The sequence below is a fragment of the Streptomyces mangrovisoli genome (genome assembly GCF_000974985.2).
In the GTDB taxonomy this organism is placed as follows: domain Bacteria; phylum Actinomycetota; class Actinomycetes; order Streptomycetales; family Streptomycetaceae; genus Streptomyces; species Streptomyces mangrovisoli.
Map to the genome: position 1 here is coordinate 32,595 of NZ_LAVA02000057.1, position 25,535 is coordinate 58,129.

At 71.3% G+C, this 25,535-nt stretch carries 20 protein-coding genes and 1 pseudogene; 11 read left to right on the top strand and 10 right to left on the bottom strand.

What is annotated here, in order from left to right; all coding sequences use genetic code 11:
* Positions 1-103 precede the first annotated feature (103 nt).
* Positions 104-712, bottom strand: coding sequence for a superoxide dismutase (locus WN71_RS23275; protein WP_046584814.1), 609 nt, complete (start codon positions 710-712; stop codon positions 104-106).
* An 896-nt stretch (positions 713-1,608) separates the two neighbouring features.
* On the opposite strand from WN71_RS23275, the gene WN71_RS23280 reads away from it, so the two are divergent.
* The 8 genes and pseudogenes from WN71_RS23280 (at position 1,609) to WN71_RS23310 (ending at position 13,361) form a co-directional block, all read left to right on the top strand.
* Positions 1,609-5,799 carry an amino acid adenylation domain-containing protein gene (locus tag WN71_RS23280; protein WP_046584813.1) on the top strand — a complete coding sequence of 1,397 codons (4,191 nt, stop codon included), beginning with the start codon at positions 1,609-1,611 and terminating at the stop codon, positions 5,797-5,799.
* Between the two features lie 84 nt (positions 5,800-5,883).
* Positions 5,884-6,492 (top strand): serine O-acetyltransferase EpsC, encoded by a 609-nt coding sequence (gene epsC / locus WN71_RS23285; protein WP_046584812.1) that lies wholly within the window; start codon positions 5,884-5,886, stop codon positions 6,490-6,492.
* An 83-nt stretch (positions 6,493-6,575) separates the two neighbouring features.
* Positions 6,576-7,532: pseudogene (locus WN71_RS42825) on the top strand (ATP-grasp domain-containing protein); the annotation flags it as partial.
* A gap of 24 nt (positions 7,533-7,556) precedes the next feature.
* Positions 7,557-8,912, top strand: coding sequence for a pyridoxal-phosphate dependent enzyme (locus WN71_RS42830; protein WP_420856521.1), 1,356 nt, complete (start codon positions 7,557-7,559; stop codon positions 8,910-8,912).
* Entirely contained in the window at positions 8,909-10,234 is a 1,326-nt protein-coding gene (locus tag WN71_RS23295) for an ATP-grasp domain-containing protein (protein ID WP_052743014.1), read from the top strand. The genes WN71_RS42830 and WN71_RS23295 overlap by 4 nt, the downstream gene beginning before the upstream one ends.
* 79 nt (positions 10,235-10,313) lie before the next feature.
* A complete protein-coding gene (locus tag WN71_RS23300; protein ID WP_046584811.1) occupies positions 10,314-11,570 on the top strand; it encodes an ATP-grasp domain-containing protein in 1,257 nt (418 codons plus the stop codon).
* Positions 11,571-11,580: 10 nt separating this feature from the next.
* On the top strand, positions 11,581-12,846 hold the full coding sequence (locus tag WN71_RS23305; RefSeq protein WP_167382949.1) for an MFS transporter: 1,266 nt from the start codon (positions 11,581-11,583) through the stop codon (positions 12,844-12,846).
* Positions 12,847-12,908: 62 nt separating this feature from the next.
* Positions 12,909-13,361 carry a cupin domain-containing protein gene (locus WN71_RS23310; RefSeq protein ID WP_052743012.1) on the top strand — a complete coding sequence of 151 codons (453 nt, stop codon included), beginning with the start codon at positions 12,909-12,911 and terminating at the stop codon, positions 13,359-13,361.
* A 105-nt stretch (positions 13,362-13,466) separates the two neighbouring features.
* Here WN71_RS23310 and WN71_RS23315 read toward each other — a convergent pair whose 3' ends face one another.
* The 9 genes from WN71_RS23315 to WN71_RS23355 form a co-directional block, all read right to left on the bottom strand.
* Positions 13,467-14,009, bottom strand: coding sequence for a nucleoside deaminase (locus WN71_RS23315; RefSeq protein WP_240529730.1), 543 nt, complete (start codon positions 14,007-14,009; stop codon positions 13,467-13,469).
* A 34-nt stretch (positions 14,010-14,043) separates the two neighbouring features.
* A complete protein-coding gene (locus WN71_RS23320) occupies positions 14,044-14,880 on the bottom strand; it encodes an LLM class flavin-dependent oxidoreductase (protein ID WP_046584810.1) in 837 nt (278 codons plus the stop codon).
* Positions 14,881-14,974: 94 nt separating this feature from the next.
* The gene (locus tag WN71_RS23325; protein ID WP_052743011.1) at positions 14,975-16,195 is read right to left on the bottom strand and encodes an MFS transporter; all 1,221 of its coding nucleotides are present in this window, start codon (positions 16,193-16,195) and stop codon (positions 14,975-14,977) included.
* Between the two features lie 43 nt (positions 16,196-16,238).
* Positions 16,239-17,258, bottom strand: coding sequence for a transporter substrate-binding domain-containing protein (locus tag WN71_RS23330; protein WP_046584809.1), 1,020 nt, complete (start codon positions 17,256-17,258; stop codon positions 16,239-16,241).
* A 50-nt stretch (positions 17,259-17,308) separates the two neighbouring features.
* Positions 17,309-18,121 carry a TauD/TfdA dioxygenase family protein gene (locus tag WN71_RS23335; protein WP_046584808.1) on the bottom strand — a complete coding sequence of 271 codons (813 nt, stop codon included), beginning with the start codon at positions 18,119-18,121 and terminating at the stop codon, positions 17,309-17,311.
* 231 nt (positions 18,122-18,352) lie between these two features.
* On the bottom strand, positions 18,353-18,583 hold the full coding sequence (locus WN71_RS23340; RefSeq protein ID WP_046584807.1) for a hypothetical protein: 231 nt from the start codon (positions 18,581-18,583) through the stop codon (positions 18,353-18,355).
* 54 nt (positions 18,584-18,637) lie between these two features.
* Positions 18,638-19,468 carry an acetoacetate decarboxylase family protein gene (locus WN71_RS23345; RefSeq protein ID WP_052743010.1) on the bottom strand — a complete coding sequence of 277 codons (831 nt, stop codon included), beginning with the start codon at positions 19,466-19,468 and terminating at the stop codon, positions 18,638-18,640.
* Positions 19,465-19,872: a Rieske (2Fe-2S) protein gene (locus WN71_RS23350; RefSeq protein WP_052743009.1), complete on the bottom strand. Its 408-nt coding sequence runs from the start codon at positions 19,870-19,872 to the stop codon at positions 19,465-19,467. The genes WN71_RS23345 and WN71_RS23350 overlap by 4 nt, the downstream gene beginning before the upstream one ends.
* 59 nt (positions 19,873-19,931) lie before the next feature.
* Positions 19,932-20,867, bottom strand: coding sequence for a VOC family protein (locus tag WN71_RS23355; RefSeq protein ID WP_046584806.1), 936 nt, complete (start codon positions 20,865-20,867; stop codon positions 19,932-19,934).
* Between the two features lie 467 nt (positions 20,868-21,334).
* Here WN71_RS23355 and WN71_RS23360 point away from each other — a divergent pair, with 467 nt between their 5' ends.
* The 3 genes from WN71_RS23360 (at position 21,335) to WN71_RS23370 (ending at position 25,526) form a co-directional block, all read left to right on the top strand.
* Positions 21,335-22,843 (top strand): MFS transporter, encoded by a 1,509-nt coding sequence (locus tag WN71_RS23360; protein ID WP_240529724.1) that lies wholly within the window; start codon positions 21,335-21,337, stop codon positions 22,841-22,843.
* A 282-nt stretch (positions 22,844-23,125) separates the two neighbouring features.
* Positions 23,126-24,046: a LysR family transcriptional regulator gene (locus WN71_RS23365; protein ID WP_046584804.1), complete on the top strand. Its 921-nt coding sequence runs from the start codon at positions 23,126-23,128 to the stop codon at positions 24,044-24,046.
* A 469-nt stretch (positions 24,047-24,515) separates the two neighbouring features.
* Positions 24,516-25,526 carry a cyclase family protein gene (locus tag WN71_RS23370; protein WP_046584803.1) on the top strand — a complete coding sequence of 337 codons (1,011 nt, stop codon included), beginning with the start codon at positions 24,516-24,518 and terminating at the stop codon, positions 25,524-25,526.
* Positions 25,527-25,535: the final 9 nt, after the last annotated feature.

Below are 25,535 nucleotides of genomic sequence, written 5' to 3' on the forward strand. Positions count from 1 at the left end.
CGTGGCTACCGCATGAGCCATCCTCGGCCGCGCCCCGAAGACCTGTCCAACAGATGTTTTCGGGATGGGTCATCTGATTCACAGATCCCGGGACAGCCCACCCTCAGGCGCCGGCGGCCGCGGTGTAACGGGCGGCGACGTCCTCCCAGTCGACCAGGTCCCAGAGCTTGGTGACGTAGTCCGGGCGGACGTTCCTGTACTGGAGGTAGTAGGCGTGCTCCCACGCGTCGAAGACGAGCAACGGGGTGCTGCCCTGGCCGACGTTGCCGTGGTGGTCGTAGACCTGCTGCACGATCAGTCGCCTGCCGAGGGGTTCCCACGCGAGCACGCCCCAGCCCGAGCCCTGCACGCCGGTCGTGGCCACGGTGAGCTGCTTCTTGAACGCCTCGAAGCCGCCGAAGTGCTCCTCGATCGCGGTGCCGAGGGCGCCGTCGGGGCGGTCGCCGCCGTCCGGGGACAGGTTCTGCCAGAAGAGCGAGTGCAGGACGTGACCGGACAGGTTGAACGCGTAGGTCTTCTCCAGGCCGACCAGTCCGGTGGGCGTGATCCCGTCCTTGTCGCGGGCCTCAGCGAGTTGCTCCAGGGTGTCGTTGGCGCCCTTGACGTAGGCGGCGTGGTGCTTGGCGTGGTGCAGCTCCAGGATCTCGCCGGTGATGGCCGGCGCGAGCGCGGAGTAGTCGTACGGCAGATCAGGCAGCACGTAGGCGCCCATGAGGCGGCTCCTCTTTCGGAGTGGGTGATCTTCCGCGACCACCCTAGACGCTTACTGCGAAGAACTTGCAACAACTATATAGATGCAGCAAGATGGAGGAGGCGGGGTCGGCCCGTCAGCTTTCGTGCGGTGCGGCACCCGGCGCGGTGCGGTCCTTCCCGAGAGGTGATCGTCTTCTCACCCGGCATCCGCCGGTCCCGGCCGGCCCCGCAACGCCTTCCGTTGCGGCTCTGTGAACGCTCTTTTAAGGACCCGCCCTCGCCGCCCGACGACGCCGCACACATGGATGTATTGAGCATTCACTGCCGCAGACGGCCGGCGCCCCGGCGCGCGACCGAGAAGCCTGTCGCCGCAGCACCGACCGAACGACCACGCCTCGCCGTCGTGCGTACGTCCGACAACCGGAGCAACGTCCCCCGATTTGCACCGCGCAACACTTCGGCCATCACGGCCCGGCCGAGAGAGCACGGGCGAGAAGTATCAGAAAAGGGATGATGCGGCCGATTTCTGAGTCTCGCGTCGGCCATCTCCGTCGTGTACGTTCCGATTGATCACAGCGGCGACCGACTCGATTCGGCCGCACCGCGCCTTCCAGGGGAAGGCACGAGAACGCACAGCCATTACTGACCGGCCGGGGGAGGCGTGGATGGGCATGTCCGAGCGACGCCCTGAGCGAGCGCAGGCCCCCCGTGAGCGATGTACGGGCAGGCCCTGAGCGCCGGCCCGGCACCGTACGGTCCCGGCAGGTCGTTCCGGCAGCCGATCGCATAGGCGTCGTACGCCTTCCGGCTGCCTCCCGCTTTTGCTGAATCCCGTCACCCGACGCGCTTTCCCCTGCCTGCATTCCGGGCGGGTTACGCGCGTCAACCCACCATGACGAATTCCAGGTTCGAAGGATGATGGCGAAACTCACGGGGTCCGAGGAATTATCCCTCTCCGACATGCTGCGCGCGGCGACGCTCGCCCAGCCCGACCGCACCGCCGTCTCCTGTGGCACGGAGCGGCTGACCTTCCAGCAGCTCCGTCAGCGCAGTACGAACATGGCCGACCGGCTGCGGCACCTCGGCGCCACGGCGGATGAACCGGTCGGCATCTTCATGGAGCCGTCCGTCGGCCTCATGGTGAGCGTCTGGGGCGTCCTGCACTCCGGCGCCCCCTATCTGCCGCTGTCACCGGAGTACCCGGACGAACGGGTCCGCTACATGATCGCGGACTCACGGACCAAGGTCATCGTGACGGACGAGTCCTTGGCCTCCCGGCTGGCCGCGATGACGCCGCCGGGAACGACGATCGTCACCGTCGGCGAGGCTCGGACACCGGCCCAGGACCAAGACCAGGACCAGGACCAGGACCAGGACCACGCCCCGGCCGGGGACCGGCGTCGGGCCACGGCCCCGGGCTCGGGCCTGGGCCCGGGTCCGGGCACCGAACCGGACGTCACCGGTTCCGGTGCCTCGTCCGCCGGCGCGCGGGGCCGCACCCTCGCCTATGTCATCTACACCTCGGGCAGCACCGGCAACCCCAAGGGCATCGGCATCGAACACCGCAGCATCGCCGCCCAGATGCGCTGGCTGGCCGACGAGCACGGGCTGGACGAACACCGGACGGTCCTGCAGAAGACGCCCCTGAGCTTCGACGCGGCCCAGTGGGAGATCCTCGCACCGGCCTGTGGCAGCAGCGTCGTGATGAGTGAAGCGGGTCGCTACGCCGACCCCGGGGGGCTCATCGACCTGGTCGTGGCACACCAGGTGACCACTCTTCAGGGCGTGCCGACGCTGCTCCAGGCGCTCGTCGACACCGGGCGGCTGTCCGACTGCGCGTCGCTCACCCACCTGTTCAGCGGCGGCGAAGCACTCACCCGGACCCTGGCCGTCGAACTGCTCGACGCCTTACCGGAGTTGACACTGGTCAACCTGTACGGGCCGAGCGAGTGCACGATCAACGCGTCGGCCCACACCGTGGACCGCGGCAGCGTCCAGCACGCTCCCGACCACATAGCGATCGGCCGTCCGGTCCGGGGCATGAGCTTCCACATCCTCGACGCCTCCCGGCGGCCCGTGCCACCCGGCGCATCGGGTGAACTTCACATCGCGGGACGCCAACTCGCCCGTGGGTATCTCAACAACCCCGAGCTGACCGCCGAACGGTTCGTCCCCAACCCCTTCGCCACGGACCCGGACTCCGCCCGCCTGTACCGCACGGGCGACCTGGCCCGGTGGAACGACGACGGCACCGTGCAGTTCCTCGGGCGTACCGACAGCCAGGTCAAGCTGCGCGGCTTCCGGGTCGAGCTGGACGAGATCAAGGTGTCCATCGAGAAGCACGACTGGGTCAAGCGCGCCGCCGTCCTGGTCCGCGACGACGCCCGGCTCGGCGCCAATCTCGTCGCCTTCATCGAACTCGACCCCCAGCGGGCCGCCCTGATGGACCAGGGCAACCACGGCGCCCACCACCAGTCGAAGCAGAGCAGGCTGCAACTCAAGGCACAGCTAAGCAATCTGGGGGTCCGTCAGGAAGGCGTGCCGCAGGAGGATGCGCCTTCGGAGGACGGGCCGGTCGTCGTCGACCTGCCCGGACGCTCGGCCACGGCGGGGCAGCGGCGCACGGTGTACGCCCGCAAGACGTACCGCTTCTACGAGGGCGGGGAGGTCGGACGGTCCGACATCCTGGCCCTGTTGGCCCCTCCGACCGCACAACCGGAGGCGCCCCGGGACCCGGATACCTTGACCCTGTCCGAACTCGGGACCCTGTTGCGCTATTTCGGGCAGTTCCCGAGCGGCGAGCGGCTCCTGCCGAAATACGGGTACGCCTCCCCCGGCTCGCTGTACGCCACGCAGTTGTACCTGGAGCTGTCCGGGATCGCCGGCCTCGACGCGGGCTACTACTACCACCACCCGATCACCCACCGGCTCGTACTGATCGCCCCCGCCCCGGCCGGCCCGCCGAGGCTGCGCGTCCACTTCGTCGGGCACCGGCCGGCGATCGAGCCCGTCTACCGCAACAACATCCAGGAAGTTCTCCAGTTCGAAGCCGGCCACATGGTCGGGCTGTTCGACCACGTCCTGCCGGAATACGGGCTGCGCATCAGCGCCCGCCCGGCCGTGCCCGAGGTCAAGGACGTCCTGCGCTGCCCCGACGAGGACCACTACCTGGCCACCTACGAGGTGGAGACGGCCGCCGCCCCGGCCGACGACAGCCCGGTGGAGCTCTACGTGCAGGCCCACCCCGGCCGGATCGCCGACCTGGACGGCGGCCAGTACCGGTACGACGGCGGCCAACTGGTGCGCGTGTCCGACCACTTGATCCGCAAGCAGGACGTCATCGCCATCAACCAGGAGGTGTACGACCGCGCGAGCTTCGGGGTCAGCATCATCGGGCACGCTCCCGCACCCTGGCAGCGCTATGTCGACCTCGGCCGGGCACTCCAGCGCCTTCAGATGAACGGCCTGGACCTGGGGCTGATGTCCTCCGGCTACAGCTCGGAGACCGGCAACCCCCTGCCGTCCGCCCGGCGCGTCGCGGACATCCTCGGCCTCGGCCCGGACACGGCCTCCTACTTCGCCGTCGGCGGCCGGATCAGCGCCGAACAGCGGCTCAGCGAGGGCATGAAGGAGGACTCCGTCCACATGCGGGGGCCCGCCGAGATCGTCAAGGACAACCTCGCCGAATCCCTGCCTCCGTACATGGTGCCCAACCGGGTCACCGTGCTCGACTCCTTCCCCCTCACCCCGAACGGCAAGGTCGACCACCAGGCCCTGCGCGCGTTCGACCAGGCCGCCGTGGACGACACCGAAGCACCCGTCGTCCCCCCGCGCACGCCGACCGAGGAGGCCATCGCCGCCCTGTGGCGCGCCGTGCTCCAGCAGGAGCGGGTCTCGATCCGGGACAACTTCTTCGCCGCCGGGGGCCACTCGCTCACCGCCGTCAACCTGGTCGGCCGGATCAACCGGCAGCTCGGCAGCTCCCTGCCGCTCCAGGTGCTGTTCGACGCGCCGACCATCGCCGAGCTGGCCCGCCGCGTCGACCGGGAGCCCGCGACCACGCTGCCCCGACTGGTGCGGCTGCGGGCCTCGGACGCCGGGCGGCCGGTCTTCTGCTGGCCCGGCCTCGGCGGCTACCCGATGAGCCTGCGCCTGCTGGCCGGCAGGCTGGACCTGGACCGGCCGTTCCTCGGTGTCCAGGCACACGGCATCAACCCGGGCGAGAACGCGTACCCGACGTTCGACGAGACGGTCGCCAAGGACATCGAACTGATCCGGCAGGTACAGCCGGTCGGCCCGTACACCCTGTGGGGCTACTCCTTCGGGGCCCGGGTCGCGTTCGAGGCGGCCCATCGGCTGGAACGCGCAGGCGAACGGGTCGACGAGCTGATCCTCATCGCGCCCGGCAAACCGCCCGTGGAAGTCCGCGACGGCTCGTCCGGCGAGGCAGCGGTCAGCTACAGCGACCCCACCTTCGTCTCGATCCTCTACTCGGTGTTCGCCGGGAACCTGGAACGGTCCGCCCTCGAGGCGTGTCTGGCCGCGACCCACGACGAAGACTCCTTCGTCGCGTTCGTGTGCGGCCGGTTCGAGCACCTGGAGCGCGACCTGGTGCGCCGGATCGTCGGCGTGGTGCGCCAGACCTTCCTCTTCGAGTACGCCCCCCACGAACTGGCCGAGCGCAGCGTCGAGGCGCCGATCACGGTCCTGCGCGCCGCCGGCGACCAGGACTCCTTCCTCGACTCCGGCCACGCGCTGTCCACCACACCCCCGAGGGTCGGCCGGCTCGCGGCCGACCACTACGCCTTGCTGCGCACGAACGGAATAGCCGAACTCGTGACCGCCCTTCGGGCCGCGCGACTCCCCAGAAAGGCCATCGGAGTGCCTCACGTCAGCATCAAGCATTTCCCCAACGACCTCGAAGCCGACCAGATCTCCACCCTCGTCGACGCGATCACCAGCGCCGTGCGGACCGCGTTCTCGGTCGACGAGGGCGCGGTCTCGATAGCCCTCGAACCGGTGGCCCAGGACGTGTGGGCCGAGCAGGTGTACCTGCCGGAGATCGTCAACAGCACCGGAACGCTGGTCAAGGCACCCAACTACTGACGCCTGTCCAGCCGTTCGCAGACACCGACAGCCCCTCTCGCCGATGGCACCGGAGAACCAGGACATGAGCTCACGGAGGATCGCATGCGCAGGGTGATCGGCAGGGCGCGGGAGGACCTCTCCGTGATCGTGGCGCGGGACCCGTCGATCCGCACCCGCGCGGAGGCGCTGCTGCATCCCGCGCTGCCCGCACTGTGGACCCACCGGGTGGCCCATGCCCTGTACACCCGTGGCCACCGTCAACTCGCCAGGCTCCTGGCCTATATGGCCCGCGCCGTCACCGGCGGCATCGAGATCCATCCGGGTGCGCGGCTCGGCCGCCGCGTGTTCATCGACCACGGGGCGGCGGTGGTCATCGGGGAGACGGCCGAGGTCGGCGACGACGTCACGATCTTCCACCAGGTCACCCTCGGTGCGGTCGGCTGGTGGCGGGACGGCCGCCGAGAACCCGGTGCCCGCCGGCATCCGGTCGTCGGCGACCGGGTGGTGCTCGGCACCAACGCGATCGTCCTCGGTCCGCTCACCGTCGGCGACGACGCGCTGATCGGCGCCGGGGCGCTCGTCCTGGGCGATGTGCCGCCGGGCGCACGGGTGATGGCTCCCGCGGCCGAGGTCGTACAGCCGCTGTCGGCCGCGGACCGCGAGGAGGCCGACCGGCTGCTGCGGGCGCTCGCCACCTCGGGGTGCTGGTGAGGGCCGACCCCGGCCCGCCCCGCCCGTCTTTCGTCGCACGCCGTTCCCGCCGACCCCCTGTCGGCACGCCATCGGAGGCAGACATGATTCACGTCGGTGTCGTGGAGAGCAATCTCTCCGGATCCGGCTTCGAAGGCCTGCAGATCATCAAGGAACTCGACTGCCGGGTCACCTTCTTCACCCGCGACCTGGACCGGTACCTCGAAGTACCGGGCGGGCCCGCCTACTTCGACGACTACGTCGACGAGATCGTCCACTGCGAGACGAACGTCCTCGAAGAGCTCCTGCCGCACGTGCACGCGGCCGGGGCCCAGCACCCCTTCGACGCGTTCCTGACCCTGGCGGAGTACGACGTGGTCGTGGCCGCCCAGGTGGCCGTCCAGCTCGGACTGCCCACGGTCAGCGTCGACGGCGTCGCGACGGCACGCAACAAGGCGCTGATGCGCCGCCGCTGCGCCGAACTCGGCGTCGCGATACCGGCGTTCCGCACCGTGCGGAACCCCGCCGAGGCCGAGGCGGCAGCGGCGGAGATCGGACTGCCCTGCGTGGTCAAGCCGGCCGACGAGACCAGCAGCGCAGACGTCCGGCTGGTGGAGACCGCGGCGCAGGCCGCCGAGCACGTCGCGCTGATCCGGTCCCGGGTCGAGAACACCCGCGGCCAGGCCCGCTACCACGAGCTGATGGTCGAGGAGTATCTGAGCGGCCCCGAGGTCAGCGTGGAGGTGCTCGCCGACGGCGACCGCTACGAGGTGTTCGGGGTGACCGACAAGTCGGTCGTCGGGCAGGGCTACTTCGTCGAGCTGGCCCACACTTTCCCCTCCAGCCTGCCCGAGCCGGTGGTGCGCGCCTGCGGCGACCTGGCCGTGGAAGCGCTCCGCGCGGTCGGGTTCGACCTCGGCATGGCGCATGTCGAGATCAAGGTGACCGAGTCGGGACCCAAGCTCATCGAGATCAACCCCAGGCCCGCCGGCGGCAAGATCACCTACCTCGTCGACCGCGCCCTCGGCATCAAGTCCCTGGAGCTGGTGGCCCGGCAGTACCTCGGCCAGCCGCTGCCGGCCCGGGTGCTGCCCGAGCGGCCGGTCGGCGGCGCCGCCATCCGCTACCTGACCGCACGGCCCGGCCGGGTCGTCTCCGTCAGCGGCCGGCAGCGGGCCGCCGCCCTGCCCGGTGTCGAGGAGGTCGTCGTCAAACCCAAGGCGGGCTCCGTCGTACGGGAGTTGCGCCGCAACGGCGACCGCGCCGGCCATGTGCTCGTGGTGGCCGAGACCGCCGAACTCGCGGCGCGCACCGCCGAGGCCGCCGCACAGGAGATCAGCATCCGCACCGAGCCCGTCACCCGGCGCCCGGTCGCGGACTCCCTGGTCGATCTGATCGGCGGTACGCCGCTGCTCCGGCTGCCCGTGCACCGCATCGTGGACGGGGTCCCCGCCGACGCCGAGGTGCTGGCGAAGCTGGAGCTGTTCAACCCCTGGTCCAGCAGCAAGGACCGGGCCGCGCTGTCGATGCTGCGCGGCGCCGAGGAACGCGGGGCGCTCACCCCGGGCGGCGGCACCGTGATCGAGGCGACCTCGGGCAACACCGGCATCTCGCTGGCCGCGCTGGCGGCGGCCCGCGGCTACCGCTGCGTCATCGTGCTGCCGGACAACGCCACCCAGGAGCGGGTGTCCATGCTTCGGTCGCTCGGCGCGGAGGTGGTGCGGACCCCGCACACGGGCGGCTATCAGGCGGCGGTCGACAAGGCCGAGGAGCTCCACCGGCAGACCCCTGGATCCTGGTTCTGCTGCCAGCACGACAACCCGGACAACACCCGCGCGCACTACGAGACGACCGGCCCGGAGATCTGGAGCGACGCCGACGGGCGGATCGACGTGTTCGTCTGCGGGGTGGGCACCGGCGGCACGCTCAGCGGCGCGGGGCACTATCTGCGCGAGAGCCACCCCGCGGTCCGGATCGTGGCCGTGGAACCGGCGGGCTCACCGCTGCTGTCCGGCGGCGAGCCCGGCACGCACACCATCCCGGGCTTCAACGGCGGGTTCATCGCGCCCACCACGGAACGGGCCCTCATCGACGAGGTCGTCCCGGTCTCCGACGCGGACGCCCTGGAGACCACCCGCCGACTCGCCCTGCGCACCGGCCTGATGGTCGGTGTCTCGGCCGGCGCCGTCGTCCACGCGGCCGGTGTCCTGGCCGCCCGGCCGGAGTACCGGGGCCGCCGCATCGTCACCGTGCTGCCCGACAGCGGCGAACGGTATCTGAGCCTGCTCGGTCGCGAGGCCGAACGGGTGCCGGGTGGGGGGACCGGGTCGGTTCCGGCCGGGGACGGCGACCCGGCCCCCGCCGGGGGCGCCGGCTCGGCTCCCGCCGGGGCCGGGCGATCGGCTCCCGCCCGGGACGCTTCCGGTGGCGGTGACCGGTGACCGCGCCCGGACCCGCCGACGACCGGCCCCGCCTTCTGCTGGTGATGCCGTACCGCCAGTTCGTGACCAAGGCACAGGCCGAGGGGTTCTGGGTCGGGGCGATCTGGGACCCCCGGCTGGAATCACCCGAGTATCTCGCCGACGTACGCGCGCTGGCGGACTGCTACGTGGAGGCCGACTTCCAGGACCCGGAGACGTTGCGCCGCACCCTGCGCGAGGTGGCCGAGGAGCAGCGCGCCACGGTGATCCACCACCTCGGCAGGGAGGAGACGATGGTCACCGCCTACGAGGTGGCCGAGGACCTGCGCGCCGAGCTGAACCCGGCCGCCGCGATCCGTCTCCTCGCCGACAAGCACGCGATGCGCGACCTGCTCGCCGAGCGCGGGCTGTCCCCGGTCTCCTTCGAGGCCGCGCCGACCCGGCGGGACGTACCGGAGGCGGTCGGGCGGATCGGCTACCCGGCCGTGGTCAAGCCCGCCGCGCTCGCCGGCAGTCGAGGGGTGTTCCTGTGGCGGGAGGCGCGGGACCGGGCGGAGTGGACCGCGCTCGTCGACGAGTACGGCTACGACGGCCCGTTCCTGGTCGAGGAGTATCTGCGGGGACCCGAATACAGCGTGGAGACGCTAAGCAGGGACGGCCGGCACCAGGTCGTGGGCATCACCGAGAAGCTGCTGGGGCCGCCGCCGCTGTTCGTGGAGGTCGGACACGTGCATCCGGCGCCGCTGCCCGAGGACCGGCGACGGGCCCTGGAGGAGCTCACCACGGAGTTCCTCACGGCGTGCGGATATCGTTTCGGCCCCGCGCACACCGAGGTGATCTGGACCCGGAGCGGCCCGCGCATCGTCGAGTCGCAGGCCCGGCTCGGTGGTGACCGGATACCGCGGCTCGTCGAGCTGGCGACCGGACTCGACATCGAGCGGGCGATCTTCGCCGCGCTGGCGGACAGGTCGGCCGGGCCCGCCTCGCCCACCGAGCCCACCGAGCCCACGGAGCGGACGACGACCAAGGCCGCGCCCGCAACCGCGACCGCCATCGTCCGGTTCTTCACCTTCCCGCCCGGCCGGGTCGACGAGATCCGCGGGCTGGAGACGGCGGCCCGCCTGCCCCACGTCGACGAGTTGACCCTCCGGCTGCACCCGGGCGACACCGTGCCGGCGGTCCGCGACTCCAAGAGCCGGCACGGCCACGTCATCGTCCACGGCCCCACCCCCGCGGCGGCCCAGGCCCGTTGTGCGGAGGTGCTCGCCGCCATCGAGGTCGTCGTCGACGACACCCCCGTACGGGCGGACGGCCGCACCGGGGCGCTCGGCACGCCGGTATGAGCACCGTCGTCCACGACTCCCCCCACCCCGAGAGAGGCACTGACATGCAGCGGTCCACATCCACGGCCAGGAGGTCGCCATGACCGCCTCCGCCACCGGCGCACAGGTGGTGTTCGTCGGCTACAACGCGGCCTATCTGCGCGCGATCGACGGGAGCGTGCCCAGCGGTTCGGTCGTGGTGATCGAGGAGCCCGACATCATCCGCAAGCGGGAACTCCAGGACGCCGCGGCCCGCTTCGACTGCCTGGACCGGATCGTCCCGGCGAGCTATCAGCAGTCGGCCGGCGCCCTCGACCTGGCGGCCGAGCTGACGGCCACGCGCCCCGTCGCGGCCGTCGTCCCGGGTCTGGAGTACGCGGTGCCCGCCACGGCCGCCCTGGCCGAGAAGCTCGGGCTGCCGGGAGCGACAGAGTCGGCCGCGCTGGCGTTGCGGGACAAGGTCCGGCTGCGCGAGGTCTCCGGGGCGGGCGGCGTGCGCAATCCCCGTTGGCGCGAGGTGCACGGCCCCGCGGACATCGTCGACTTCGCCGGGGACGGCCCGGTGGTGGTCAAGCCGGCGAACCGGCAGGCGAGCGTCGGTGTACAACTGCTGGACTCGGTCGACACCGTCACCGCGGCCCGCGCGTGGGAGCGGACCTCGTCCGCCGCCGAGTACGAGCAGGTGCCCGACCGGCAGCTGGCCTGGCGCTTCCTCGCCGAGGAACGCCTGCACGGTCCCGAGTACAGCGTCGAGGCGCTGGTGCGCGACGGCGAGATCATCTTCGAGAACGTCACGGCGAAGACGGTGATCCCGGGGCCGTATCCCGTCGAACTCGGCCACCTGCTGCCCGCCCCGCTCGACGACGGCACCCAGGCCGCGTTCGGGACGGCCATGCGGGCGCTGGTCGCCGCGACCGGCTTCGGTACGGGCATCCTGCACGCGGAGTGGATCCTGACCGGGGCGGGCCCCACGCTGGTCGAATGCGCGGGCCGCTGCCCCGGTGACTACCTGATCGACCTCGTCGACCTGGCCTACGGCACCCGGATCAGGCTGACCCTGATCGACCTGCTGGCCGGCCGTCCCGTCACGCTGCCCCGCTCCGCGAGCCGGAGCTCGGCGATCCGCTTCCTGGCCGCCGAGCCGGGCACCGTGGCGGAGGTCGCCGGGGTGGACACGGCGCGGGGGCTGTCGGGTGTCGAGGCCGCGGAGGTGGATGTCGAGGCGGGCCAGGAGGTCCGGCCGTGGGCGTCCTCATGGGACCGCGCCGGGCATGTCATCGCGACCGGGCCGGACGCGGACACCGCCCACCACCGCGTCCTGGACGCGGACGCCGCCATCCGCATCACTACCGATTGAGGAAACACACATGTCTGGTTTGTGGCAACGCGTCCGCGGATGGCGCGGGTCCGTGCCCGGCGGGTCGGTCGGCTTACGTCTCGCCGTGATGGCGATGATCGACGCGGTGGGCACGGGTGCCTTCCTGGCCGTCTCCGTACCCTTCATCACCAGGTCGGTCCACCTGTCGGAGGGGAAACTCGGCTCCGGCCTGAGCCTGTCCGCCGTCGTCGCCCTGGGCACGGCGATCCCGATCGGCGTCCTGGCCGACCGGATCGGCCCGAAGAAGGTGCTGGTCGGGGTGAGCCTGTGGCGCTGCGCCTGCTTCGTGGTCTACCCGTTCGTGCAGAACCTGTGGCAGTTCCTGACCGTGGTGTGCCTGCTCGGCCTGGTCGACAAGGCGGCCTCGCCGATGGAACAGGCCCTGGTGGGGCAGGTGACGGCGGCCGACGACCGGGTCCGGGTGGTCGCGACCCTGCGTTCGCTGCGCAACGTGGGCTTCACGGTCGGCGCCCTGCTGGGCGGTGTCGGGCTGCTGATCGACACCCGGGCGGGGTACGCCGCGATCCTGCTGGTCAACGCGGCCTCCTTCGCGGTGCTCGCGAGCCTGGCCGCCCGGCTGCCGGTGCTCAGCGCGCCGGCCAGGAGCCTGCGCCGACGCTTCTCGGTCAAGGTGCTGCGGGACGGGTCGTTCCTGTCCTTCACCGGAATCAACGCCGTGCTCACCATGCACATGACCCTGCTGAGCATCGGCATCCCGCTGTGGATCGTCGGACACACCGACGTCTCCTCGGCGCTGATCTCCCCGCTGGTGGCGGTCAACACCGTGCTCGCGGTGGCCCTTCAGGTGTGGGCCAGCCGGGGCACCGACACCCTCGCCGGCTCCGCGCGGGCGCTGGTGTGGGCCGGTCTCTCCCTCGCGGTGTGCTGCCTGCTGCTCGTCGCGGCGCCGAAGCTGCCGGTCGTTCTCGCCGTCGGGGTGCTGCTGCTGGCCATGGTCGCGCTGACCGGCGGCGAGCTGTTCCAGTCCGCCGGCGGCTGGGGCGGCTCCTATCTGCTCGCGGTGCCCGGCGAGGAAGGCGTCTATCTCTCGGTCTTCTGGCTGGGCGTGGCCGTCCAGCAGATCGCGGCACCGGTCCTGGTCAGCCTGGTCGTCACGACCGGCACCACGGGCTGGGTCGTCCTGGCGGCGCTGTTCGCCGCATGCGGACTCGCCGCCCCGCTCGTCGGGCGATGGGCGCAGGCGCAGGTCGACGCCAGGCCGCAACCCGACCCGGCTCTGGCCGAAGCCACGTAACCACCCCTGCGCGCCGGCTCCGTGGCCGGGTCGGCGCAGTCGATCACTATCTGAGGAGACACATGTCCGTTCCGCTGTACGTTCCGGCCGGTGAAGGCGAGTTCGTCAACATCCGGGACACCAAGAGGACGTATCTCAAGCTCGTCACCGCGGACTCCGACGGCGAGTTCGGCTTCTTCGAGCACCACATGGCTCCGGAGGCGAGCGGTGCCAGCCCGCACATCCACAAGCAGTCCACCGAGATGTTCTACGTGGTGAAGGGCGAGATCGAGTTCACCATCGGCGACCGCAAGGTGGTGGGCGAGCCCGGCGCGTTCGCCTACGTCCCCAAGGGCGAGCCGCACGGCTTCACCAACCGGGGCAACGAGGACGCCACGCTGCTGATCATGTTCTACCCGATCTACAACCGCGAGGACTACTTCCGCGGTCTGGGGCGCCTGACGGCCAACGGTCGCAATCCCAGCCTGGAGGAGCTTCAGGAACACATGGCGAAGTACGACCAGTTCATGGTCTGACCCGCGCCCCTCCGGCCGACCGGCCGACCGGCCCACTGGCCGCAACGAGAACGGGGCCTGGCAGCGAATTCGCCGCCAGGCCCCGTTCTCGTTGCGCGTACGACGTCAGTCGCCCGCGCTGTTCCCGTTACGGAAGCGCCACTGCAACTCGCGTACCTCGGCGGCGAGTTCCGGGACCGGCCCCGCCACCACGGCGCCGGGCACGACATCCTGGACGGTCAGCGGACTCAGGGGCGAGGTGACCGGCACACCCCACTCGGCCTTCCACTCCCGGGCCTGCTGCGAAGAGCTCGCGTACACGATGCGGCCGAGGCCCGCCCACCCGTGGGCGGCCGCGCACATCGGGCAGTGCTCACCCGAGGTGTAGACGGTCGCCGCGGCCCGCTCCTCGGGACCGAGGTGGGTCGCGGCCCAGCGGGCGAGTTCGAACTCGGGGTGCCGGGTCGGGTCGCCCGTGGTGGTCTCACGGTTGCGGTCCTCGGCGAGGATCTTGCCGTCCGCGTCGACGAGCACCGATCCGAAGGGCCAGTCCCCGGCCTCCACCGCCTCGGCCGCCAGCTCGATGCAGCGGCGGAGATAGGGCAGTTCGGATGCGTCGACGGTGGTGGCGCGGTCGCTGCCGCCCTCGGGCAGGCCGCGGTCGTTCAGGGTCACTGTGACTCCATGTCCTCGGGGGTGTGGGCTACGGCCGGTGGGCGGCGACGGTGGCCAGCGCCTGCCATGCCGCCTCGGGTCGCAGGGTCTCGTCCGGATCGCCTTGGTACGGATCGAGCAGCACGGTCTCGGCACCTGCGCGGCGCAGTTCCTCGATGTCCTCGAGGATCTGCTCCACGGTGCCCTCGCCGGCCCGGCGATCCGGGTCGTCGACCGGCCTTTCCGTCAGCCGGAGGCAGATACGCGGGGCCAGTTCCGGAACGGGCCGGCCGATCTCGTCCGCGAATTCCTTCAGTCGGTTCAGGGACTCTCTGAACCAGGGCATCGTGAATCGGAGCGGATGCCAGGGAGAACCGAGACGAACTGCCCGCCGTATAGCGGTGTCACTGTTGCCGCCGATCCAGATCGGAATCTGTCCGCAGCGATAGTCGGCGTCGTCGTCCCATGCCGCGCGCATGGTCTCGAGGTATTCGTCCGTCAGCGCGCCGCGGCGTTCGAAGGGAACGCCCAGCGCCTCGAACTCCTCGCGGGCCCAGCCGACCCCGACGCCCAGGATCAGCCGACCGCCGCTGAGTTGTTGCAGGTTGGCGGCCATGCGGGCGACCAGCAGAGGGTGCCGGTAGGGCGCGACGAGAATGGTGGTGCCCAGCTCGATCCTGGTCGTGATTCCGGCCAGCCAGGCGAGAGTTGTGACAGGTTCGTAAAATGGAGCGGGATATTGCCTGGCGACGTCCGGAGTAATCGCCACATGGTCGGAGAGCATCAGCAGGTCGAATCCGAGACCCTCCGATGTTTTGGCCCAGCGGGCCAGGTTGTCCGGGTTCGCGCCCGGTCCGAAATTGGGTACATTCACGCCGATCCGCATGACCCGACACTATCAACTGGGCTTGAGTCGAGTGCACTTGTCGGCGACCGGAACGGAATTTCAGCAAGGCGAACGGCCGACAATCGACCGCCGGTCATCCGTCCGGCCCCGAGCCGTCGTTCCCGCCCTCCGGCGGATGTGCCACGAGGAGGTCGCCGAGGAGGGCCACGGCCAGGAGAGCGGCCGTCGCGGGGAAGAGGGCGGACGGTCCGCCCAGGGAGAGCAGGGGGCCGCCCGCGAGCGAGCCGATCCCGGTACCGCCGTCGAAGGCGACGTTCCACGCGACCCCGGCCACGCCGAGACCGGCGGGGTGGTCGCCGGCCGCCCGCATCGCGAGCACCAGCGTGGCGCTCTGGACCGCCCCGAACCCCGCCCCGAACAGGGCGGCACCGGCCACCAGCAGAGCCGGCGCGTGAGAGGCGGCGCCCGCGGCGGTGCCGAGCACCGTGGCCGCCACGGCGGGGGTCAGCACCGGGCGGCCCCCGTACCGGTCGATGAGCCGGCCTGCGCCGAGCCGCGCGAGGACGGTGGCGGCCTGCGCGGCGAGGAGCGCCTCGGCCGCGGCCGGGGCGGTGAGCGGCAGGAAGGTGAAGACGACGCCGTAGGCCGTGGTGGAGGCGGTCTCCACCACGAGCGGACCGGCCATCGGGCGCAGCGCCCGCCATGTCCCGCGGCGTGTCGAGGAAGGTCCGGCCGGGCGGACGGCGGCCCCGGCGCGGGGGAAGCCCAGCGAGCCGGCCAGGATCAGCGCGGCCGCGGCCGCCGCCAGGGCGAAGTCGAGCGGGTACGCTCCCCGCCGGGCCAGCGCGATGCCCAGCGGAGCCCCCACCACCCCGGAGACACCGACCACCGCGCCGTACCAGCCGATGGCACGTCCCCGTCTGCCGGGCGGGAACAGTTCGGCGGTGAAGGTGACACCGGCGACGACGAACACGCCGAAGCCGAGTCCGCGCACGGCCGCGAGGCCGGTCAGGGCGGGCAGCGCGGTGACCGTCGGAAGCACCGCGCACGGCAGCCCGAGCAGTACACCGCTCAGGGCGAGCGAACGTCTGCGCCCGAGGCGCGCGAAGAGCCACGGGGTGAAGGGCTGGACGACCAGGGTGGCCGCCATGAGGGTGGCGGTGAGCGCTCCGGCGCCGGACGGTCCGACGCCGGAGCGCACTGCGTACGCGGGCATCGCGGACAGGGTCAGGTTGAAGCCCGCGAAGCCGCCGAACGCGGCGACCAGGGCACCGGCCGTCGCCGCCCGCCGTCGGCCGGCGGACGGCGCCGGGCGGTCGTCGGCGGACGCGGGTGCGTCCGTCGGCGCGGTCATCGTGACCCGGCCGGGTCCGGGGTGCCCATGTCGCGGTCGCCGGTCAGGAGTTGTCGAGCGGCAGTCCGGGCGGGTCGACCTCGGAGTGGGCGACGGCCTCGTTGGACAGGTTCCAGGCGGCGAGCCACTTGGCGTACTGGCCGTGCTCGATCAGGTAGTTGATCGCGTCGGCGACCGGCTTGGCGAGACCGCTGTCCTTCTTGGCGGTGGCCGCGATCAGGCCCTGGAGCGAGGCGCCGGCGCCGGAGAACGTGCCCGCGTTGGCCGTGGGGCGGGTCGTCTTCGCGGTCTGGGTGATGTGATAGGAGATGGTGGGGTTGGGACCGAAGTGGGCGTCGATCCTGCCGCTGTCGAGCTCCAGGTAGATGCCGTTGTTGTCGGGGTAGTGCTTGATGGTGAGCGTCTTGCCCTCGCTCTTCAGCTTGCGCTGCCATGCGAGGAGGATGCGCTCCTGGTTGGTGCCGGAACCGACCTCGATGGTCTTGCCGGCGAGGTTCTCGTAGTCGCCGTCGAACTTCCAGGTGCTGGACTTCAGCACCTCGAAGGCGAGGTTGTCCTGCCGGTACGAGGCGAACTCGTACTTCTTCTTGCGCTCCTCGGTGTCGGTGACGTTCGAGAAGGCCACGTCCACCTTGCCGCTGTCGATGCCGATGAAGAGGTTCTCCCAGGTGAAGTTCCTGCCCTCCGGCTCGAGGCCGAGGACCGCGGCGACCAGGCGGCCGATGTCGGCCTCGGAGCCGGTGAGGGTCTTCTGGTCGCCGCCGACGAATTCGAGCGGGGCGGAGCCGGACGGCAGCACGCCGTGCCCGATCACGAGTTTGCCGCTCTTCCTTACGGCGTCGGGCAGTTCGGCGCGGATCGAGTCGACCTCGGACACCTTCAGGGTGGTCTCGGTGGCGGCGCCGTTGGAGAGCCGGCCGATGGTCACCGTACCGGCGGCGTCGGTCTTGGCGACGGCGTCGCTGTCACCGCCGCAGGCGGCGAGCCCGCCGACGAGAGCGGCGGCGACGGTCACCGCGGAGACGCCCCGGAACAGGCTGCGTCGGGGAACGTGGGCAGGCATGGTGTTTCCTCTCAAGTCCTGGCTGACGGGGGCGCCTTCACCGGTTCCGGTCAGGCCGCGGGGCGGCGCACCGGCTCCACTCCGATGACCTTGCGGTAGGCGCGGGCGCCGTCGCCGTAGTCGTCCACGGCGTAGTGCCAGGTGGCGCGGTTGTCCCAGAGCACGAAGTCGCCCGGGTGCCAGCCGAAGCGGATCGTGTAGTCGGGCGAGGACGCGTGCCGCAGCAGATGCTCCAGGAGCACCTTGCCCTCCGCGGGCGTCACGCCGGTCAGCCGGAGCGCCGAGGTGCTGAGGAACAGCCCCTTGCGGCCGGTCTCGGGGTGCGCGAGCACGACCGGGTGCTCGACGGTCTCGGCGACCGAGGTGCGCTTGCTGCCCTGCGCGTAGTTCCGCGCGTTGGCGTCGTAGACCGCGGCGACCGATTCCAGCAGCGTCCTGAACGGCTCGGACAGGTCGTCGTACGCCGCCTGGAGGTCGGCCCAGAGTGTGTGGCCGCCCAGTTCGGGCACGACGTCGTAGGTCAGCGACTCGATCGCGAAGACGGGCCGCCGCCACAGACCGCCGATGTGCCAGGTGCTGGCCTTGCCCGTGCTGCGCACGTCGTAGGGGTAGACCAGCGCGTGTGCGGGGTCCTTCACGGCGGTCGGGTGGTCGAAGGGTTCGGCGAAGACGCGTACCGCCTCGACCTGCTGAGCGGGGGTCAGATGCTGGTCACGGAAGACCAGCACCTTGTGCTCCAGGAACGCGCGGCGCAGTTCCTCGGCGGTCCGCTCGTCCACTCCCGCCTTCAGGTCGACGCCGGTCACCTCCGCGCCGAACCGCGGTCCCGCCCGTCGGATCTCGTGGCTCGCGACAGTGCTCATGACTCTCCCTCGGTGTGCTGCCGGCATGGGGTCTCACGCGGGGTCGCCGCCCGGTGGTCGGGTACGGGCGACGTCAGACGCGCGGACACGCCGACGCGGCGACGCGCGCCAGGTCGACGTACAACCGGCGGTACAGCAGCACGGGGATGCTCACCCGGCCATGTCTACCAGCCGAGCCCGGAACGGATCGTTGCAGGCGCATGAAACTTCCGGCGAGGGGGCGGGCATGGCCTACCCGCCGTTGGCGAACCGCTCCGCCTCGGTGATTCCCCGGCGGGCGCGGCGGCGCAGGGAGTGGAGGGGCGGGAGGCCCTCGTCGACGTAGCGCCTGATCACGTCGGGTGGCAGCAGGCAGGAGGAGAGCCCGGACAGGGAGCCACCGCCGTGCAGGAGGGCTCGCACCAGCCGCCGGGTGACGAGCGCGCGACGGCTGAGCGTGCAGTACCGGTCGTCGACGGTCATCGTTGACCTCTCATTGGACGGGCAGACGGCACGGACGGTGCGAGGCGCCGTCCGTCAGCCGAGTCGCCGGTTCGATGCGGCAGTGAAGTGGCCTTCGACGCAGGTCACTTGCGCGGGGTGGGTGCCGTTGATGCCCAGTGCGGCGAGACCGTTGACGACCGGGAACTGGAACGGCACCTGCTGCCAGGTCACTTCGGTGAAGGACACGGTGGCTTCGCCCGCCAGCGAGGTGAGGATCCGGACGGAGTCGGCGGAGCCCGGGTTGCTGATCGTCAGGTGGTCCACCTCCGGAGGCTCCGCGTGCCCGGCCGAGGGCAGGTAGCGGTGGGTGACCACCGGGTGCCGTACGCCGGGCGCGGGGGCCTCGCGCAGGCCGTCGACGGTGAGGGAGAAGAACTCCGTCTCCTGCCAGGAGGCCCGCACGCTCAACGGCTCCGACCCGGGCGCGGCGACGTCGGGCCGGACGATGTCGGCGAACAGCTTGGGGAAGCCCAGTTCGTCGCGGCCGGTGATGATCGGGTCGGCCAGGTTCTCCCACATCACGCAGAGGAAGTCGGCGCGCACCGGACCGTCCTCGGTGGGGACGACGGCGGGCACCAGCGCGGCCAGGGTGTTGTATCCGCGGCCCGCCAGCCAGCGCAGGTTCTCGAACCACCCGGCCTGGACGCGCAGCGTCGCCTCGGCCAGTTCCACGCCGTCGGGGAGCAGGGCGCGCAGCTTCCGCTCGTCGGCGGCGGCGACGATGTCGATGCTCGACACGCGCTCCGGGCCGGTGGGCGGCTCGACGCCGGCCGGGATGCAGCGGGGGCCGTACGCCGGACCGAAGGCGGTGGGCATCCTGCGCACCGTGGGCGCCGCGGCTGCAAGGGTCGGGTGGTACGTCACTGCTCCTCCTCGACAAGCGGTGCGCAGGCGGGGGCGCAGCGGGCGGCCGCCTGCCGGGAGGACATCCGGCCGGCGCGGTAGGCGGCGGTGCCCAGCGGGTTGACGGGCACCTCCGCGACGAAGCGCCCGTCGGTGAGGGTCACCGGGTACACGGCGAGCCGGTAGGCGTCGGTGTTCTCGCAGGCACCGTCCTCCGGGGAGAACCGGTACCGGTGCCAGGGGCAGACGACGGCGCCGTGGTACAGCCATCCGTCCTGCAGGGGCGCTCCGGCGTGGGGGCACCGGCCGTCGGTCACGACCGGCCGGGCGGCCACCACGTCCCAGAACACCGCGAGGACGCGGCCGGCGCCTTCCACCGTGAACCGCCTGCGCGACTCCTGCCGGTCGCAGATGTCGACCAGCATCAGGTGCGTGCTCCTTTCCTGGAGGTCGAGTCGGGTCGGGCGCCCGCGCCGGGCGCGCGTCACACGGGCGGGGCGACGAACACCGGGTCGGGGGTGTCCAGGGGCGAGCGGGCGAGCATGTCCTCGACCGAGTTGGCCGTCCCCCACTGGTCCTGCACCTCCAGCTCGGTGAAGTCGAAGGTGTGCGGGTGCCAGGTGTCCTCGTCCAGCACCTCCATCGCCGTGGTGTACTCCATGACGTTGGCGCTGGGGTCGAGGAAGTAGCTGAAGGTGTTGTCGCCGGCCATGTGGCGGCCCGGGCCCCAGAGCAGTTCGGTGCCGGCCCGCAGCAGACGCCCGGTGCCGCGCAGGTACTCGTCGATGCCGCGCATCTCGAACGAGACATGGTGCAGCGAGGCGTGGTGGCCACGGCCGATGGCCAGGCTGTGGTGCTGCGGGTTGCACCGCATGAAGTACATGGCCCCGCCGAACTGCGGGTGGCTGAGGGTGTCGCTGAGCGCGAAGTCGAGGAAGCGCTCGTAGAACGCCACGGTCCGCTCCGGGTCCGCCGAGTTGACGACCGCGTGCGAAAGGCGCACCGGCACCGACTCCTTCGGCTGGACCTTGCGGTGCTTGCGCGGGGCGACGTCGGAGGAGATCTCCACGACACGGCCGTCCACGTCGAAGAAGCGGAAGCCGTAGCCGCCGCCGGGTGTGTCGATGCGGCCGGGCTCGGAGATCAGCTTCACGTCGCCGAGCTCCAGCTTGGCGGCGACGGCGTCCACGTCGGCCGCGTCGGCCGCGCCGAAGGCCAGCAGGTCGATGCGCTTGGCCTCGGCCTCGCGCAGTCGTACCACGTACTGCTCGGGAGAGCCGACGGCCGCCAGGAAGGCCACCCCGGTGTCGGAGGCGACCAGTTCCAGTCCCCAGATGTTCTGGTAGAAGTCCAGCTGCTTGCGGAAGTCGGGGACCGCGAGGTCCACGTGCCGCAGATGGGTGATGAGGCGGTTGTTCATCTCGTCCTCCGGGGAACGGGGGTGGTGGACATCAGGGGTGCGGGACGGGGCGGAAGGACGCCCGCGCACGCTGCGGGCATGGCGGTGTCTTCCTCCGGACAGGGGGTGGCGCCCGTCGGCGGCCGCGGAGCGCAGTCCGGCGTCGCCTGCCGACGGTTGTCAACCGTGTGTTTCGACTATCCCGTCAGTGGATCGGCGTGGGAAACAAGGCGTTGATATGCGCTCATCGCCGCGGCCGATGCCCGAGCATCGGTCGAGGGCAGGACGGCCCCACCTACCGCACCAGGGCGCCTCCATCGGCTCGGGCGATACCCCTATACGAACTGCTGATTCACCGGCGTATTCCGTCACCGCGACATTCAGTGCACTCTCGCTGCACCGGCGCCGGTCGATTCGCCGTACGCCCCTCGCGAGCTCCCACCTCTTCGAGAGCCCACCCGGTTTCTGCACGAGAAGGGAGAGGCTTCGTGACACCGACGTCCGCAAGCCCCTCGATCACCGCGAATTCTTCCGACACCACAGAGCGCTGGACGCCGCGCCTGATAGGCACGCTGGTCGCGCTGATGTGGCCGACGCAGTTGCTGACTCTGGCCGCGATCATCAGCAACAACGCGGCCCCCGGGGTCGCGGTCCACTTCCGGACCACGCAGATCGTCTGGTTCACGCTCATCACCAGCGTCGTCGCCACCCCGCTGCTGCCGTTCGTGATGAAGCTCGGCGACCGCTACGGCAAGCGGCGCGTCATGCTGGTCATGGTCGGCCTCGGCGTCGTCGGCGACGTGCTGGCCGCCGTCGCCGGCAATTACGGCCTGCTGATCCTCGGCCGCGGCATCGCCGGGTTCTACGGCGTCTTCGCCGCGCTGTCGTTCCCCGCGGTGCGCGACCTGTTCCCGTCCCGTCTGGTGCGCCAGGCCACCTCGCTGCTCGGCGCGAGCATGGGCGTCATCGCCCTGGCCGGGCCGTTCCTGGCGGGCCGGCTGATCACGGGTCTCTCCTTCCGCCCGGCCCTGTGGTTCATCGCCATCGGCACGGCCGTGGCCTTCGTGATGGTCCTCGCCCTGGTCCCGGAGACGCCGCGGCACGACCTGGAGTCCGGGTTCGACTGGGTCGGGGCCATCGCGCTGAGCGCCGGTCTCGCCGCGCTGGTCTACGCCCTGGGCCAGGGCCAGAGCTGGGGCTGGGGCAGCGGGAAGACCGTCGGCTGGATCGCCGGCGCGGTGGTCCTGCTGGTCGCCTTCGCCTTTGTCGAGCGGTCCGCCGGCCACCCGATCCTCGACCCGCGGCTGATCTCGCGCCGCCCGGTCGCCGTCGCCGTCACCGTCGCCGCGATCGGCCAGGCCGCCGCGCTCATGATGGCCAGCTTCACCGTCCTGCTCGCGGTGTACCCGCACATCCCCGGCGTCTCCGACGGCCTGGGCTGGAGTTCGATGCACAACGCGCAGCTCGGCCTGAGCTGGAACCTGTGCATGATCCTCGCCGGCTACCTCGCCGGACGTCTGCTGCGGCACAGCACGCCGCGGCTGCTGTGGCTGACCGGCCTGGCCCTGGCCACGGCCGGGTTCGGACTCATGGGCGCCTGGCACCACACCGCGCCGCAACTGGTGCTGACGCAGTGCCTCGCGCAGATCGGCATGGGCATCGTCGTGGCGACCGGCCCGGTCCTCATCCTCGGCTCGGTGAGCGTGCGCGAGCAGGGGCAGGCCAGTGGCGCCTTCCAGATGCTGACCTACGTGTTCATGTCGCTGATCAGCGCGGTGGGCTTCGCCATCCTGACGGCCCACAGCAAGGTCGTCCAGGGCACCGCGTTCTACCTGGACGCCGGCTACCGGCTGGTGCTCCTCGGCGGCGCGGCGATCCTGCTGGTCACGTTGCTGGTCTCGCTGCTCGCCCCGAGCCGCACGGCGCAGGAGACGGACGCGGCCGCGGAGCCCGCCTCGGCCGGCCCGGTCGGGGAGGCCGGCGAGGCCCTCGCCTGATCCCGACCGCGGCGACCGGGACACCCCGGTGACCGCCGCGTGCCACCGTCGAACGAGCCCCGCGGCCGGCCCGGTTGCGGGGCTCGGCCGCGCCCCGGTCGATCGCCGTACCAGGTGCCGGGAATCGCCCCCCTCTATGGGCTCATCGGCCGCACCGATGGCACCTCCACCAGTCCGCACCGAAATGCCACGCGGACGGTTCCCATAGCCTCTGACCAGGCCTAGTGTGACCCCACCGCGACCGCCGACACCGATCGCGGATCATTGGGATGGGCGGAGTACATGCGGCTGCAGAACCTGGACCTCAACCTTCTCTTCGCCCTGCAGGCGGTGCTCGACGAGCGTCACGTCACGCGGGCCGGCCAGCGGCTGGGGCTCAGCCAGCCGGCGATGAGCGACGCGCTGCGGCGGCTGCGCCGGCACTTCGACGACGAGCTGATCGTGCGGGAGGGCAACCGCTACGAGCTCACCCCGTTCGGGCTGGTGCTGCGGAGCCGGGTCGCCGACGCCGTCTCGGCCGTCGAGAACGCCTTCGCGGCCCGCTGGACCTCCGAGACTCCCCGCGCCTACACGCTTCTGTCGACGGGCAACGGCGTCCTGAACGTCGTCCGTCCGCTCATGGACGACCTGCGCGAGCAGTCCGTCGATCTCCAGCTCAGGATGGTCGACCTGCCCGGACTCGCGGCCCGGCCGGACTGGCTCGCCGCGGCGGACGGGGTGCTCGCCGCGAAGGAGTTCGGGGACAGCTTTCCGTCCATCGACCTCTACACCGACCAGTGGGTGGTGATCAGCGCGGTCGGGCACGACACGGCCATCACCATGGAGGACCTGGCCACGCGTCCCCTGGCCGTGATGGGCGACTCCCAGGGCGGACACTCACCCGCCCTGAACCGGCTGCACCGGCTCGGGGTCGACCCGCGCATCGAGATCATCGGCGAGGACTTCCTGACTCTTCCCCACCTGGTGACCGACTCCGACCGGATCGCCCTGATGCCCCGGCGCCTGGCGGCCAAGTACGCCTTCCTGGTGGATCTGCACGCCTGCCCGTTCGACGCGCCCGAGCTGGTGGAGACCTTCTGGTGGCACCCCTCCCGCACCGCCGACCCCGGGCACCTGTGGCTGCGCGATCAGATCACCGCCACGGCCCGGCGCCTCGCGCAGGAGCAGTTCGACCTGGAATCACCCAAGGGCCCCGCGGCCTGACCTGAGTCTCTCCTCCCCTACGGCAGGCCCCGCGAATGCCTGCCTCCGACCGTGGCCGGCCTCCCCGCCGGCCACGGATCCGACCTGCCCGAATGCGCCGGCGAAGCCGCCCCTCCCCTGCCCGGTTCGTCCGCGGCGGCGCCAGGAGCATCGGCACCGGCGATGCGCCTATACAAAGCACTGATTTCCCTCCGCGTTCGCCTGCCTGCATAGTCGAAACACGCACGTAACGCGCCTGTCGAACAGCCCCTCTCGCATTTCCGGACCAGCGAGATCCGTTTCCGTGGCCCCGATTCCGCGGAGTCATTTCCGCGGACTTCGATTGCGCGGACTTCGATTCCGCGGACCCGGGGGCGGCCGCCCTTTCGCCACGGAATTCACATGCCCGACGCGAAAGCATTCCGCGGTCCCTGTCGACAGACGAACTCGCTCCACCCGGACCGACCCCACGAACGCGAGGTTCCCACCCATGACCACAGCATCCCAGGACGCGAACACCAGCCCGAGCCACGAGAGTTGGGACCGCACCAAGCCTCGCGAGGCGATCGCCGCGGCGGCGGACGCGCACAGCAACTGGGGCCGCTGGGGCGAGGAGGACGTGCACGGCACGGTCAACTTCATCACCGAGGACAAGCGGCAGCAGGCCGCCGGGCTGATCCGCACCGGCCGCACCTACAGCCTCTCGATCGAGTTCGGCCCGGACGGACCGCAGAACGGCGTCGGCCGCACCAACCCGATCTGGGCGGCGCGCGCACTGCACGTCGAGGACTCCGGCGACGTCCCGTTCCCGCCACACGGCGGCGGTGGCGTCGACGACATCGTCATCATGCCGCTCCAGGCCGCCACCCAGTGGGACAGCCTCGGCCACATCTTCGACCGCGGACGGGCCTGGAACGGCCGCGAGGCCCGCAACGTCGCCAGCTACCAGGGCGACGCCGTGACCGGCATCCACACCATGGCCGAGCCCGTGGTGAGCCGCGGTGTCCTGCTGGACGTGGGCCGGATGTTCGGTACGGACGGCGAACTGCCCGACGGCTTCGCGATCACCTCACACCACCTCCAGGAGACCATCGAGGCCCAGGGTGCGTCGTCCGCCGTGGGACGGGGCGACATCCTGCTGGTACGCACCGGGCGGCTCACCCGCGCCCGCCGCGAGGGCTGGGGAACGTTCGCCGGCGGCGACGCCCCCGGGCTGTCCTTCGAGACCGTCGGCTGGCTGCACGGCAGCGAGATCGCCGCGATCGCCACCGACACGTGGGGCGTCGAGGTGCGGCCCAACGAGTTCGACGTCCCGTCCTTCCAGCCGCTGCACCAGGTGGCCATCCCCCATCTCGGGCTGCTGCTCGGCGAGATCTGGAACCTGGACGACCTGGCCGATGCCTGCGCCGAGGACGGGCGCTACGACTTCTTCCTCGCCGCGCCCCCGATCCCCTTCTACGGAGCGGCCGGAGCCCCGGTCAACCCCGTCGCCGTCCGCTGACCGCCGACC

Excerpts from the sequence above, each read along its gene's own strand:
- WN71_RS23340 (WP_046584807.1), bottom strand. The coding sequence starts at position 18,583 with ATGACCGTCGACGACCGGTACTGCACGCTCAGCCGTCGCGCGCTCGTC.
- WN71_RS23325 (WP_052743011.1), bottom strand. The coding sequence starts at position 16,195 with ATGACCGCGCCGACGGACGCACCCGCGTCCGCCGACGACCGCCCGGCG.
- WN71_RS23300 (WP_046584811.1), top strand. The coding sequence starts at position 10,314 with ATGACCGCCTCCGCCACCGGCGCACAGGTGGTGTTCGTCGGCTACAAC.
- WN71_RS23365 (WP_046584804.1), top strand. The coding sequence starts at position 23,126 with ATGCGGCTGCAGAACCTGGACCTCAACCTTCTCTTCGCCCTGCAGGCG.
- WN71_RS23280 (WP_046584813.1), top strand. The coding sequence starts at position 1,609 with ATGATGGCGAAACTCACGGGGTCCGAGGAATTATCCCTCTCCGACATG.
- WN71_RS23350 (WP_052743009.1), bottom strand. The coding sequence starts at position 19,872 with ATGCTGGTCGACATCTGCGACCGGCAGGAGTCGCGCAGGCGGTTCACG.
- WN71_RS23320 (WP_046584810.1), bottom strand. The coding sequence starts at position 14,880 with ATGCGGATCGGCGTGAATGTACCCAATTTCGGACCGGGCGCGAACCCG.
- WN71_RS23370 (WP_046584803.1), top strand. The coding sequence starts at position 24,516 with ATGACCACAGCATCCCAGGACGCGAACACCAGCCCGAGCCACGAGAGT.
- WN71_RS23355 (WP_046584806.1), bottom strand. The coding sequence starts at position 20,867 with ATGAACAACCGCCTCATCACCCATCTGCGGCACGTGGACCTCGCGGTC.
- WN71_RS23305 (WP_167382949.1), top strand. The coding sequence starts at position 11,581 with ATGTCTGGTTTGTGGCAACGCGTCCGCGGATGGCGCGGGTCCGTGCCC.
- WN71_RS23330 (WP_046584809.1), bottom strand. The coding sequence starts at position 17,258 with ATGCCTGCCCACGTTCCCCGACGCAGCCTGTTCCGGGGCGTCTCCGCG.
- WN71_RS23275 (WP_046584814.1), bottom strand. The coding sequence starts at position 712 with ATGGGCGCCTACGTGCTGCCTGATCTGCCGTACGACTACTCCGCGCTC.
- WN71_RS23310 (WP_052743012.1), top strand. The coding sequence starts at position 12,909 with ATGTCCGTTCCGCTGTACGTTCCGGCCGGTGAAGGCGAGTTCGTCAAC.
- WN71_RS23335 (WP_046584808.1), bottom strand. The coding sequence starts at position 18,121 with ATGAGCACTGTCGCGAGCCACGAGATCCGACGGGCGGGACCGCGGTTC.
- epsC (WP_046584812.1), top strand. The coding sequence starts at position 5,884 with ATGCGCAGGGTGATCGGCAGGGCGCGGGAGGACCTCTCCGTGATCGTG.